General features: G+C 71.2%; 15 protein-coding genes and 1 tRNA gene. 14 read left to right on the top strand and 2 right to left on the bottom strand.

Features of this window, described 5'->3' with window-relative positions:
• The 4 genes from F8A92_RS17425 to mscL all read left to right on the top strand — a co-directional run.
• Positions 1-406, top strand: a 406-nt coding sequence (locus F8A92_RS17425) for a 5-formyltetrahydrofolate cyclo-ligase (RefSeq protein ID WP_153506452.1), incomplete at its 5' end; no start/stop codon positions are given.
• Positions 407-436: 30 nt separating this feature from the next.
• A complete protein-coding gene (locus tag F8A92_RS17420; RefSeq protein ID WP_153506451.1) occupies positions 437-745 on the top strand; it encodes an FmdB family zinc ribbon protein in 309 nt (102 codons plus the stop codon).
• A 191-nt stretch (positions 746-936) separates the two neighbouring features.
• A complete protein-coding gene (locus F8A92_RS17415) occupies positions 937-1,314 on the top strand; it encodes a hypothetical protein (protein WP_153506450.1) in 378 nt (125 codons plus the stop codon).
• Positions 1,315-1,351: 37 nt separating this feature from the next.
• Positions 1,352-1,723, top strand: coding sequence for a large conductance mechanosensitive channel protein MscL (gene mscL / locus F8A92_RS17410; RefSeq protein ID WP_153506449.1), 372 nt, complete (start codon positions 1,352-1,354; stop codon positions 1,721-1,723).
• Positions 1,724-1,738: 15 nt separating this feature from the next.
• Here mscL and F8A92_RS17405 read toward each other — a convergent pair whose 3' ends face one another.
• The gene (locus F8A92_RS17405; protein WP_153506448.1) at positions 1,739-1,933 is read right to left on the bottom strand and encodes a hypothetical protein; all 195 of its coding nucleotides are present in this window, start codon (positions 1,931-1,933) and stop codon (positions 1,739-1,741) included.
• A gap of 110 nt (positions 1,934-2,043) precedes the next feature.
• Here F8A92_RS17405 and F8A92_RS17400 point away from each other — a divergent pair, with 110 nt between their 5' ends.
• The 7 genes from F8A92_RS17400 (at position 2,044) to arsM (ending at position 8,004) form a co-directional block, all read left to right on the top strand.
• Positions 2,044-3,048 carry an ABC transporter ATP-binding protein gene (locus F8A92_RS17400; RefSeq protein ID WP_194291563.1) on the top strand — a complete coding sequence of 335 codons (1,005 nt, stop codon included), beginning with the start codon at positions 2,044-2,046 and terminating at the stop codon, positions 3,046-3,048.
• Entirely contained in the window at positions 3,041-3,736 is a 696-nt protein-coding gene (locus tag F8A92_RS17395; RefSeq protein ID WP_153506447.1) for an ABC transporter permease, read from the top strand. Before F8A92_RS17400 ends, F8A92_RS17395 begins: the two co-directional genes overlap by 8 nt.
• On the top strand, positions 3,733-4,434 hold the full coding sequence (locus F8A92_RS17390; protein ID WP_153506446.1) for an ABC transporter permease: 702 nt from the start codon (positions 3,733-3,735) through the stop codon (positions 4,432-4,434). Before F8A92_RS17395 ends, F8A92_RS17390 begins: the two co-directional genes overlap by 4 nt.
• On the top strand, positions 4,431-5,333 hold the full coding sequence (locus F8A92_RS17385; protein WP_153506445.1) for an ABC transporter substrate-binding protein: 903 nt from the start codon (positions 4,431-4,433) through the stop codon (positions 5,331-5,333). The genes F8A92_RS17390 and F8A92_RS17385 overlap by 4 nt, the downstream gene beginning before the upstream one ends.
• Before the next feature lie 63 nt (positions 5,334-5,396).
• Positions 5,397-5,753, top strand: coding sequence for an ArsR/SmtB family transcription factor (locus tag F8A92_RS17380; RefSeq protein ID WP_153506444.1), 357 nt, complete (start codon positions 5,397-5,399; stop codon positions 5,751-5,753).
• Entirely contained in the window at positions 5,750-6,871 is a 1,122-nt protein-coding gene (gene arsB / locus F8A92_RS17375) for an ACR3 family arsenite efflux transporter (RefSeq protein WP_153506443.1), read from the top strand. The genes F8A92_RS17380 and arsB overlap by 4 nt, the downstream gene beginning before the upstream one ends.
• Complete coding sequence (gene arsM, locus F8A92_RS17370) at positions 6,868-8,004, top strand: arsenite methyltransferase (protein ID WP_153506442.1); 1,137 nt, start codon at positions 6,868-6,870, stop codon at positions 8,002-8,004. The genes arsB and arsM overlap by 4 nt, the downstream gene beginning before the upstream one ends.
• Before the next feature lie 21 nt (positions 8,005-8,025).
• On the opposite strand, the gene F8A92_RS17365 is transcribed toward arsM, so the two are convergent.
• Positions 8,026-8,526: an HNH endonuclease gene (locus F8A92_RS17365; RefSeq protein WP_153506441.1), complete on the bottom strand. Its 501-nt coding sequence runs from the start codon at positions 8,524-8,526 to the stop codon at positions 8,026-8,028.
• Between the two features lie 250 nt (positions 8,527-8,776).
• Here F8A92_RS17365 and F8A92_RS17360 point away from each other — a divergent pair.
• The 3 genes from F8A92_RS17360 to F8A92_RS17350 all read left to right on the top strand — a co-directional run.
• Positions 8,777-8,849 (top strand) — tRNA-Arg (locus tag F8A92_RS17360).
• Between the two features lie 248 nt (positions 8,850-9,097).
• Positions 9,098-10,450, top strand: coding sequence for an MFS transporter (locus F8A92_RS17355; RefSeq protein ID WP_153506440.1), 1,353 nt, complete (start codon positions 9,098-9,100; stop codon positions 10,448-10,450).
• Between the two features lie 145 nt (positions 10,451-10,595).
• Positions 10,596-11,468: coiled-coil domain-containing protein (locus tag F8A92_RS17350; RefSeq protein WP_407643707.1), on the top strand; the 873-nt coding region annotated here is incomplete at its 3' end.

Raw genomic sequence — 11,468 nt, 5'->3', positions numbered from 1 at the left:
CGAGCCGGGCGGGATCGCGGTGCTCGACGCGCTGGCCCGCGCGGCGCGCGTGCTGCTGCCGCTGACCGTGCAGCGCGGGACGCTGCTGGAGTGGGCGGTGTACGGCGGCTCGGACACGCTGGTCGCCGGGCCGCTCGGGCTGCGCCAGCCCGCGGACGACAGCGCCCGGGGCGACCTCGCGGACGCCGAGGTGGTGCTGGTGCCCGCCGTGGCGATGGGGCTGGATGGCTCGCGCCTCGGCCACGGCGCCGGCTACTACGACCGCGCGCTCGCGGGCTGGCCGGCCGAGCGGCTGGTCGGCGTCGTGCACGACGACGAGGTCGCGCTCGCGCTGCCCGCGGGCCCGCACGACGTCCGGATCGGCTGGCTGTGCACTCCGACGCGGCTGCAGCGGCTCGGCGAGTAGAATCGAGCAGAGTCTTTTTGGAGGATCCCGTTGCCCACCTATCAGTACGCCTGTAAGACGTGCGGCCACCACTTCGAGATCGTTCAGTCGTTCTCCGACTCGTCCCTCACCGAATGCCCCGAGTGCCACGGCGAGCTGCGCAAGGTGTTCAACTCGGTCGGCGTCGTGTTCAAGGGCTCGGGGTTCTACCGCAACGATTCCCGCAGCGGCTCGTCGTCGAGCATCCCCAGCGAGTCCTCGTCCGGCTCGTCGACGTCGGGCTCGAGCGGCTCGGACTCCGGGAAGACACCGGCGGCCAGCACCTCGGCCGCGAGCTCCACGCCGTCCGCGGGCGACTGATCCACACCCGGCAGCCGGTGTCCACAGGCCGCTGATCTCCTCTCGCGCCGCCGCGTCGCCGGCGGGACGCTGAGCATCCCGCCAGCACCCGGAGGATGCCGATGCCCGCGCCTGACCGCACGCCCCGCCGCTCCGGCGTCGGCCGCCGCCGGGGAGCACCTCGGTCCCGCACCGTCCGGCGGTTCCTGGCCGTGGCGCTGGCCGCGACCGCCGTCCTGCTCGCCCTTCGCGAGCCGCCCGCGCCGTCCGCCGACCCGGCCGGCAGGGCTCCGGCAGTGGCCGAGGTCGCCACGATCCCGCTCGTGCTGGCCGTCGACCCGGCCTACGCGAGCGTGCTGCGCCCCGGCCAGCGCGTGGACCTCTACGCGGCCACCGGCGACCAGCCGCCGGCGTTGACCGCCGCCGGCCTGGCGCTGCTCGACATCCGGCAGCCGTCGGCCGAAGGTCACGATTTCGCAGCGCGGCCGGCTTGGGTAGTGGTCGGCGTCCCTCCCGGTGATACACAGTTGATCGGCAGCCTGATCGCCGCCGAGGTGATCGTTGCTACGGTGTCCGCTCAGCATCCCTGATCAGAGGTCGGCCCGCGCCGGCAGAAGGAGAGATCCCATGAAGGGCTTCAAGGACTTCCTGTTCCGCGGAAACATCATCGACCTCGCGGTCGCGGTGGTCATCGGCGGCGCGTTCAACAAGCTCGTCGAGGTCTTCACCGCCTCGTTCCTGACCCCGCTGATCAACCTCATCGGGGGCGGCAAGGTCGGCGGCAAGTTCACCGTGGCGGGCCAGGAATTCACCTACGGCGCCTTCATCTCGCAGCTGATCTCCTTCGTGATCACCGCCGCAGTGATCTACTTCGTGGTCGTGCTGCCGATGCGCAAGATCACCGAGCGGCGCAAGGCCGGCGTCCTGGAGGAGGACGCCCCGACCCAGGAGCAGCTGCTCACCGAGATCCGCGACCTGCTGGCGGCCCCGCGCGCCTGATCCGCGGCGGCCGGCTCATCCCCACGACGAGTCGTGGTGCGGCGGGCGGTCCTGCCCGAACCGGTCGAGGAACCGGCGCTCCTCCGCGGTGAGCTCGCGGCTCGGCCGACGTACCACGGTGCGCCGTCCCGGCTCGCGGGGTGCCGGATCGCCGGACGCCGGCTGCTCGGCGCCCGGGTCGCGCTCGACGGGCTCGCTGGGGGTGCTCACCCCTCGATTGTCCTCCCGCCCAAGAAGCTCGCGACAGCGCCGTGGGTCATGCCATACGGTGTGGGTCATCGGTGGCGCGACGCGCCCCACCGCCACGAAGGGTCTCGCGGTTGATCGAGTTCACCAGCGTCAGCAAGCGGTACGCCGACGGGCAGCCGGCGGTCGACGACCTCAGCATGCAGATCCCGGCCGGCAAGATCACCGTCCTGGTGGGTCCGTCCGGGTGCGGCAAGACGACGACGCTGCGGATGATCAACCGGATGGTCGAGCCGACGTCCGGAACCATCGCGATCGACGGCGCGGACATCGCCGACAGCACCCCCGCCACGCTGCGCCGCGGCATCGGCTACGTGATCCAGCACGCCGGGCTGTTCCCGCACCGCACCATCGCCGACAACATCGCCACCGTCCCCCGCCTCACCGGGATGTCGCGTCGCCGGGCCCGGGAGGAGGCGCTGGCGCTGATGGACCGGGTCGGCCTCGACCGCTCGCTGGCCACCCGCTACCCCGCGCAGCTGTCCGGGGGCCAGCAGCAGCGCGTCGGCGTGGCCCGCGCCCTCGCCGCCGACCCGCCGATCCTGCTGATGGACGAGCCGTTCAGCGCGGTCGACCCGGTCGTGCGCGACAGCCTGCAGCAGGAGCTGCTGGACCTGCAGTCCGAGGTCGGCAAGACGATCGTGTTCGTCACGCACGACATCGACGAGGCGATCCTGCTCGGCGACCGCATCGCCGTGATGGCGGTCGGCGGCCGGCTCGCCCAGCTCGCCACGCCCAGCGACCTGCTCAGCTCTCCGGCGGACGACTTCGTGCGCGGGTTCATCGGCCGCGACCGCGGCATCCGCGCCCTGTCGTTCGCGCACCCGCACGGACTGCCGTCGTCGCCGCCCGCCGGCTGGGAGGTGGTGTCCGACGAAGGACGGCCGTCGGCGTGGCGGGCACCCGACGGCAGCACCCGCCGCCTCGACGGCGTCGTGCGCCCCGGCGACTCGACGCGGCGCGCGCTGGACCTGGCGCTGCTCTCGCCGAACGGGCACGCCGTGTGCGTCGACGAGTCCGGCGCGTACGCCGGCACGCTGACCCGCGCCGCCCTGGTGGAGGAGCGTTCCGATGGGTGAGCTGTGGAGCGACCTGGGCACCTACGTGCCCAACAACTCCGCGATCATCCTGACCGCGCTCGGGCAGCACCTCTGGCTGTCGCTGCTCCCGGTCGTGATCGGCTTCGCCGTCGCCCTCCCGCTCGGCTACCTGGCGCATCGCTTCGGGTGGAGCTACCCCGTGCTGATCGGCGCGGCCAGCGTCTTCTACACGATCCCCTCGCTGGCCGTCTTCGTCGCGCTGCCGACGCTGATCGGCACGTCCATCATCTCGCCGCTCAACGTGGTCATCGCGCTGAGCCTCTACACCGCCGCGCTGATGGTGCGCACCGTCGCCGACGGCCTGGCCTCGGTGCCGCTCGCGACCGCCCAGGCGGCCGACGCGATGGGCTACTCCTCGCTGCGCCGGCTCGTCGCGGTCGACCTGCCGATCGCGCTGCCGGAGATCTTCGGCGGCCTGCGGGTCGCCACCGTCTCCAACGTCAGCCTCGTCAACGTGGGAGCGCTGATCGGGGTCGGCGGCCTCGGCGCGCTGATGACCGACGGCTTCCGCCGCGGGTTCGCGGCACCGATCGTCGTGTCGATCCTGCTGTCACTCGCGGTCGCGCTGCTGGCCGACCTCCTGCTGGTGCTGCTGCAGCGGCTGCTCACCCCGTGGGACCGCGCGCGACGGACGACGCGGCCCACCGGGGCGGTGGTACGCGCATGAGCATCCTCGAGCAGACCGCAGCGTTCTTCGGCAGCTCGGCCAACTGGCACGGCGACCGCGGCATCCCGGCGTCGGTCGGCGCCCACCTGGGCTACTGCCTGCTGTCGTTCGCCATCGCGGCGGTCATCGCGGTGCCGGTCGGCCTGTACATCGGGCACACCGGCCGCGGCGCGCTGCTGGCGGTCAACATCGGCAACGTCGGGCGGGCGCTGCCGACGATCGGCCTGCTCACCCTCGTCGTGCTCGCGACGGGCGGCGGGGTCCTGCCGGTGGCGATCTGCCTCGCGCTGCTCGCGGTCCCCCCGCTGCTCACTGCCACCTACACCGGCGTCCGCCAGGTCGACCCCGACGTCGTGGACGCCGCGCGCGGCATGGGCATGACGGAGCGGGAGATCCTCACCGGCGTGGAGATCCCCAACGCGATGCCGACCGTCTTCAGCGGGGTCCGCAGCGCCGCCCTGCAGCTGGTCTCCACCGCCACCGTGGCCGCGTTCGTGGGCATGGGCGGCCTCGGCCGGTACATTCTCGATGGCCCGCCGCAGCAGGACTACGGCAAGATGGCCGCGGGGGCGTTGCTGGTCGCGCTGCTCGCGCTCGCCGTCGACCTGGCCCTCGCGGGCCTCGCCCGCGTCACGCTGTCCCCGCCACTTCGAGCCCGAAGCCGCACCTCCTCAGCGAAAGCAGGAACGTCAGCATGAAAACGATTCGCACCAAGGCCCTCGCCGCCCTCGCGCTCGCGGCGACCATGACCGTCAGCGCGTGCGCCAGCAGCGACGACGTGTCCGGCAAGAACGACGCGAAGAGCTCCGGTGACGTCGTCGTGGGCTCCGCGGACTTCCCGGAGAGCAAGCTCATCGCCGAGATCTACTCCGAGGCCCTGGAGGGCGCCGGGGCGAAGGTGACGCGGCAGTTCGACATCGGCTCCCGCGAGGTCTACATGAAGGCCGTCGAGGAGGGCTCGGTCGCGGTGGTCCCCGAGTACACCGGCGCGCTGCTGACCTTCTACAAGAAGGACTCCGCGCTCTCGGAGTCCAAGCAGGTCTATGACGCGATCCCCGGCGTCCTGCCGAAGGGGCTGGAGATCCTCGACAAGTCCGAGGCCGAGGACAAGGACGGGCTCGCCGTCACCAAGGCCACCGCGGCCAGCGGCGTGAAGTCGCTCGAGGACCTGAAGGGCAAGAACTTCGTGCTCGGCGGCCAGGCCGAGTTCGAGACGCGCACGAACGGCGTCCCCGGGCTCCAGAAGACCTACGGCGTCACGTTCGCGAAGTTCGAGTCGATCCCCACCGGGCCGCTGACCGAGCAGAAGCTCAACTCCAACGAGATCCAGGTGGCGGTGGTCTTCACGACGCAGAGCGAGATCGTCACGAACGACTGGGTCGTGCTGAAGGACCCGAAGAACCTGTTCATCGCGCAGAACGTCGTGCCGCTGGTGCGCTCGGACAAGCTGGACGACAAGCAGAAGAAGGCGCTCGACAAGGTCTCCGCCGCGCTCACCACCGACGACCTCAAGCAGATGATGAAGTCGGTGACCGTCGACAAGACCGACGTCGCCGCCGAGGCCAAGAAGTACGTCGAGAAGAAGAAGCTCGGCTAGCCTTCCCGGCCCCTGCGGCCCGCTGGGTTGCGAGGTTGATTCGACGGCGGTTAAATTAGAGCCATGTCGAATCAGCCTTCGCCCGGCAGCGCCGTCCCGTGCTGCGAGCCGCTCACCCGGCGCGCCCTCCCGGCGTCCGAAGCCGGTGACCTCGCGCGCGCGTTCAAGGCGCTCGGCGACCCGGTGCGGCTGCAGCTGTTCAGCCTCATCGCGAGCGCCGACGACGAGGTGTGCGTATGCGACCTCACCTGCTCGTTCGAGGTCTCGGCGCCCACGATCTCGCACCACCTCAAGACGCTGCGCACCGCGGGCCTGGTGACCAGCGAACGCCGCGGGACCTGGGTCTACTACCGGGTCGTGCCGGAGCGCGTGGGCGTGCTGTCGCAGCTGCTCGCCCCGGAACCGGCGGTCGCCCGATGAGCACCGGCGCCGCCACCCGCACCGAGCCCGCCCACGTCGGCGCACGGCTGTCCTTCCTCGACCGCTACCTGCCGCTGTGGATCGGCGCGGCCATGCTGGCCGGCCTGCTCGCCGGCCGCTGGATCCCCGGCTTCGCGAGCGCCATCTCGGCGATCGAGGTCGACGGGGTCTCGTTGCCGATCGCCCTCGGCCTGCTGGTCATGATGTACCCGCCGCTAGCGAAGGTGCGCTACGACCGGATGTCCGCGATCGCCACCGATCGGCGGCTGATGACGCTCAGCCTGGCGCTGAACTGGGTGCTCGGCCCGGCGGTGATGTTCACCCTCGCCTGGCTGCTGCTGCCGTACCTGCCGGAGTACCGCACCGGGCTGATCATCGTCGGCCTGGCGCGCTGCATCGCCATGGTGATCGTCTGGAACGACCTCGCGTGCGGCGACCGGGAGGCGGCCGCGTTCCTGGTGGCGCTGAACTCGATCTTCCAGGTCGTGATGTTCGCGGTGCTCGGCTGGTTCTACCTGAGCGTGCTGCCGGGCTGGCTCGGCCTGCCGCAGGACGGGCTGGACATCTCCATGTGGCAGATCGCCAAGTCGGTGCTGATCTTCCTCGGCATCCCGCTGCTGGCCGGCTACCTGTCGCGGCGGCTGCTGGAGGCCCGGCGAGGACGCCCGTGGTACGAGCAGTCGTTCCTGCCCCGGATCTCACCGTTCGCGCTCTACGGGCTGCTGTTCACCATCGTCATCCTGTTCGCGCTGCAGGGCCGCCAGATCACCGACCGCCCCGCGGACGTCGCCCGGATCGCGCTGCCGCTGCTGGCCTACTTCGCGATCATGTGGGTCGGTTCCCTCGTGGCGGCACGCGCCGTCGGGCTGCGCTACGAGAAGGCGGCGACCGTCGCGTTCACCGCGGCCGGCAACAACTTCGAGCTCGCGATCGCGGTGGCCATCGCGACCTTCGGCGCCGCGAGCGGTCAGGCGCTGGCCGGCGTGGTCGGCCCGCTGATCGAGGTGCCGGCGCTCGTCGGCCTCGTCTACGTCAGCCTGTGGCTGCGCCGCCGGCTCTTCCCCGACGCCGACCCCACCGTGCCGGCGACCCCCTCCTCCGATAGGAGCACCCCATGACCGACCACAAGCCCGAAGTCCTGTTCGTGTGCGTGCACAACGCCGGACGGTCGCAGATGGCGGCCGGCTGGCTGCAGCACCTGGCCGGCGACCGGGTGTCCGTGCGCTCCGCCGGGTCGATGCCCGCCGAGCAGATCAATCCCGCGGTGCGCGCGGCGATGGCCGAGGTCGGGATCGACCTCGCGCAGGAGGTGCCCAAGAAGCTCACCACCGCGAGCGTCGAGGCCGCCGACGTCGTGATCACCATGGGCTGCGGGGACGCGTGCCCGATCTTCCCGGGCAAGCGGTACCTCGACTGGGAGCTCGACGATCCGGCCGGCCAGGGCATCGAGGCGGTCCGTCCGATCCGCGACGAGATCAAGGCGCGCGTCGAGCAGCTGATCGGCGAGATCGGCCCGGCCGACGACATCCGCGAGCGGGTCCGCGCCCGGTACGCCGAGGCCGCGCGCTCCGCCGGCGGCGGCTGCTGCGGCGGCCCGAGCGCCGAGCTGTACCGCGACGGCGTGTTCGGCGTGACGCTGTACGACGAGGTCGCCCCCGACGACGCTCTGCAGGGCTCGCTGGGCTGTGGTGTGCCGACCCAGGTCGCCGACCTGGCCGGCGGCGAGACGGTCCTCGACCTCGGCTCGGGCACCGGCGGCGACGTCCTCATCAGCGCGCGGCGCGTCGGGCCGACCGGCAAGGTCTACGGGCTCGACATGACCGACGAGATGCTCGAGCAGGCCCGGGCGAACGCCGAGCGGGCGGGCGTGCACAACGTGGAGTTCCTCAAGGGCTACCTCGAGGAGATCCCGCTGCCGGACGACAGCGTGGACGTCGCGCTGTCCAACTGCGTCATCAACCTCGCCGCCGACAAGCGGGTCGTGCTGGCCGAGGCGGCGCGGGTGCTCAAGCCCGGCGGGCGGATCGCCTTCAGCGACGTGATCGCCGAGGAGACGATGCCCGACGACGTCCGCGCGGACATGCAGGAATGGACCGGGTGCATCGCCGGCGCGCTGACCGAGAGCGACTTCCGACAGTACCTGGCCGATGCGGGGTTCTCGGGCATCTCGATCACCGCGACGCACGACGTCCACGCCTACGCGCACGCCGCGCTCATCACCGCGACCCTCGCAGGCGCGCCGGCCCGCTAGCCGGACGCCGTGCCGGCCGCCTCAGGCCGGTACGGCGTGCCGCATGCCCGCATCCCCCAGCGCGACACGGGTCGGCACGTACGGCTTGAACAGCAGCGGCATGCCGGCCTCGTCCGGCGTGCGGTTCTTCTTGGTCCCGTTGCACGGGGTGCACGCGGCGACGAGGTTGACCCAGGACATGCCGCCGCCGCGGCTCTTGGGCAGCACGTGATCGATGGTCGTGGCGTGCGCCCCGCAGTAGGCGCAGCGGTGCCGGTCGCGCTTGAGGACGCCCTTGCGGCTGACCGCGGGCTGGCGGTGCAGGACGTCGTGGGCGATGCGCACGTACTTCACGAGGATCAGGACCTTCGGCCACGGCCAGGTGCGCAGGAACCTGCCCTGGGCGGCCTCGAGCACGATCGCCTTGCCCTTGACCAGCAGGCGGGCCGCCCGCTTCAACGTGACGTTCATCGACAGCGGTTCGTAGCTGGCGTTGAGCAGCACGATCGGCTCATAGGGCTCGGCGAGCGCGGCAGCGGTCATGGCGGCGTCCTTCAGGTGTACGGCCGGACCCGCCAGCCGGACTGCGCAAGGTGCACTGCCAGTATGCGCATCAAGTCGCCGCAGCGGCAGAGATTTATCCGCCGGCGCGCGAGGTGTCACGGCCCGTCCGCCCGCTGTTCACCGCCCGGTCGGTCCCGCAGCGGCATCCCCGGGGGCGCGCTCTCCCGCCGGAGCCGCGCACCCGATGGACTACCATCGGCAATCGCCCCGCGCCGTCCGCGCCGGGCCTGCCCCCGTAGCTCAGTGGATAGAGCGCCGCACTCCTAAGGCGGGCGTCGCAGGTTCGATTCCTGCCGGGGGCACCCTGGATCCCAGCGCCTCGGGCGAGCATGCCGCCGCCCCCGGACGGACATCCCGCCGCCCCCGGACGGACATCCCGCCGCCCGGACGGACGGCCGGCGACGTCTCGGGGCGTCGTCGCCCCGAAGCGGGGCAGGACAACGGTCCGGGCCCTCGGCGGGTACCCGTAATTTCGCTGGCTGACCTTGTGTTGTCCCGGTTGCCCGCGGGATGGTGGCAGGAATCTGAGAACTCGAGAGGACCCGCCGCGATGACCACCGAGACCGTCGAGCACCCAGCGTTGAAGACCGCCGTCCGCAAGGCGAGCCGCAGGCTCCTGCCGTTCCTGATGCTGCTGTACTTCGTGAACTACCTCGACCGGACGAACATCGCGTTCGCCGGACCCAACGGGATGAACAAGGAGCTGGCGCTCACCGCCACCGCCTTCGGCTTCGCCTCCGGCGTCTTCTTCGTGGGCTACCTGCTGCTCGAGGTGCCCAGCAACATGGCGCTGCATAGGTTCGGCGCCCGGCGCTGGATCGCCCGGATCATGGCGAGCTGGGGGATCGTGGCCGCGGGCATGACGATCGTGCCGAACGCCGGCTGGCTGTACGTGCTGCGCTTCCTGCTCGGCGTCGCCGAGGCCGGCTTCTTCCCCGGGATCATCCTGTACCTCACCTACTGGTTCCCGGAGAAGCAGCGCGCCCGCGCGACGGCGCTGTTCATGGCCGCGATACCGCTGTCCTCGGCCATCGGCGCGCCGCTGTCGTCCGCCCTGATCGAGTACACGCACGGCCTGTTCGGGCTCTCCGGCTGGCGCTCGATGTTCCTGCTGGAGGCGATCCCCGCGGTCATCCTCGGCGTCGTCTGCTGGTTCTTCCTGACCGACCGACCGAAGGACGCCACCTGGCTGGAGCCGGCGGAGCGCGAGGCCCTGGACGCCGCCATCGGCGCCGAGGAGTCCAGCCGGCACCGTGACTTCCACGTCAGCATCCGCCAGTCGCTCACCCGCGGACGCGTCTGGGCACTGGCCTTCGTGTACTTCGGCATCGTCTACGGCCTCTACGCGCTGAGCTTCTTCCTGCCGACGATCATCGCCGGGTTCGAGCAGCAGTACGGCACGAAGTACACCCTGATCGAGCGCGGCCTGATCAACGCGATCCCCTTCGTCGTGGGCACCGTGGCGATGATCCTGTGGGGCCGGCACGCCGACCGCACCGGCGAGCGCACGTGGCACGTCGCCGCCCCGACGATCATCGGAGGCCTCGCCATCCCGATCGCCCTGTACCTGAACAGCCCACTGACGGCGATGATCGCGGTGACCGTGTGCGCGGTCGGCGTGCTGTGCGCGCTCCCGACGTTCTGGTCGCTGCCGACGGCCTTCCTCGCCGGGGCGGCCGCCGCGTCGGGCATCGCGCTGATCAACTCGATCGGCAACACCGCGGGCTTCGCCGCGCCGTACATCACCGGCTGGCTCGCCGATCTGACCGGCAGCCAGCGCACCGGGTTGTGGGTCGTCGGCATCGCCATGCTGATCGCGGCCGGTATCGCCGTCGCGCTGCGCGCCAAGCCGCGCGACGCGGCGGAGGTCCCCGAGAACACGCCCGGAACTACACGAATGTAACTAGAGAAGGGTTACACATGGGATCGTTGTTACTGGTGGTGCTCCCGCGGCAGGCGTGTCAGTATGGGTTGCCGCGTGATGTCGGACACGACCGCACACCATCACGTGTCTTCCCGTTGTAAACCGCGGTCTTGGAGGCAGCTTCGTGCTGAACCCGAAAGCAAAGGGCACGCTCGTCGCCGCCTGCATGCTCGGTATGACGACCTTCTTCGCGGCGCCGCCCGCGGGGGCGCTCCCTCCTCCGCCGCCGAACCCGAGCGACGAGCAGATCAACAGCGCCGCGGGCGCGAAGTCGCAGGCTGAGGCCCAGGTGGCCAGCGCCTCGGCCGCCGTGACCGACATGAACAACCAGATCGAGGCGCTCAACGCGCAGGCGCTCGCCGCCGCGGACGACTACGAGATGGCCCAGGGCCAGCTCGAGCAGGCGAAGTCGAACCAGGCCCAGACCGCCGCCGACCTCAAGACCGCCGGCGACAACGTGCAGGCCGCCGAGGACGGCGTCAAGCAGCTCGCCCACGATGTGTTCGTCCAGGGCAACTACTCGCTCAAGGACTCGGTGCTGCTCAGCGCCAACGGCCCGCAGGACTTCATCGACCGCTCGAACATGCTCGCGATCGTCTCCGACGCGCAGTACGCGAAGGTGGAGGAGCTGCGCCTGGCCCGGGTCCAGCAGGCGAACGCCGACTCGGCCGCGAAGCAGGCCGTCAACGACACGACCGCCGCCGAGGCCAAGGCGAAGGCCGCGCTCGACACGATGAACGCGAAGGTGGACGCCGCCAACGCGCAGATGGCGAACCTGCAGCAGCAGAAGGCCGCGCTCGACAGCCAGCTGGCCGCCGCCCAGGACCTGCTGTTCCAGCTCGAGGGCCAGAAGCAGACCTACCAGCAGTGGCTGGCCCAGAAGCAGGCCGAGGAGGAGGCCGCCGCCAAGGCCGCGGCCGCGAAGGCGGCCGCCGAGGCTGCGGCGGCCGCGGCCGCCGCGCAGGCGGCAGCCCAAGCCGCGGCGCAGCAGGCGTCA

Origin of the sequence: Cumulibacter manganitolerans, assembly GCF_009602465.1 — a bacterium.
GTDB classification, from domain to species: Bacteria; Actinomycetota; Actinomycetes; order Mycobacteriales; family Antricoccaceae; genus Cumulibacter; species Cumulibacter manganitolerans.
Note: the sequence above shows the minus strand (reverse complement) of the source record. Positions and strands in the feature narration are given on the sequence as shown.

What these genes read in the sequence shown, in the direction of transcription:
- mscL (WP_153506449.1), top strand. Translation starts at nt 1,352, where the DNA reads ATGAAGGGCTTCAAGGACTTCCTGTTCCGCGGAAACATCATCGACCTC.
- F8A92_RS17395 (WP_153506447.1), top strand. Translation starts at nt 3,041, where the DNA reads ATGGGTGAGCTGTGGAGCGACCTGGGCACCTACGTGCCCAACAACTCC.
- F8A92_RS17390 (WP_153506446.1), top strand. Translation starts at nt 3,733, where the DNA reads ATGAGCATCCTCGAGCAGACCGCAGCGTTCTTCGGCAGCTCGGCCAAC.
- F8A92_RS17385 (WP_153506445.1), top strand. Translation starts at nt 4,431, where the DNA reads ATGAAAACGATTCGCACCAAGGCCCTCGCCGCCCTCGCGCTCGCGGCG.
- F8A92_RS17380 (WP_153506444.1), top strand. Translation starts at nt 5,397, where the DNA reads ATGTCGAATCAGCCTTCGCCCGGCAGCGCCGTCCCGTGCTGCGAGCCG.
- arsB (WP_153506443.1), top strand. Translation starts at nt 5,750, where the DNA reads ATGAGCACCGGCGCCGCCACCCGCACCGAGCCCGCCCACGTCGGCGCA.
- arsM (WP_153506442.1), top strand. Translation starts at nt 6,868, where the DNA reads ATGACCGACCACAAGCCCGAAGTCCTGTTCGTGTGCGTGCACAACGCC.
- F8A92_RS17365 (WP_153506441.1), bottom strand. Translation starts at nt 8,526, where the DNA reads ATGACCGCTGCCGCGCTCGCCGAGCCCTATGAGCCGATCGTGCTGCTC.
- F8A92_RS17355 (WP_153506440.1), top strand. Translation starts at nt 9,098, where the DNA reads ATGACCACCGAGACCGTCGAGCACCCAGCGTTGAAGACCGCCGTCCGC.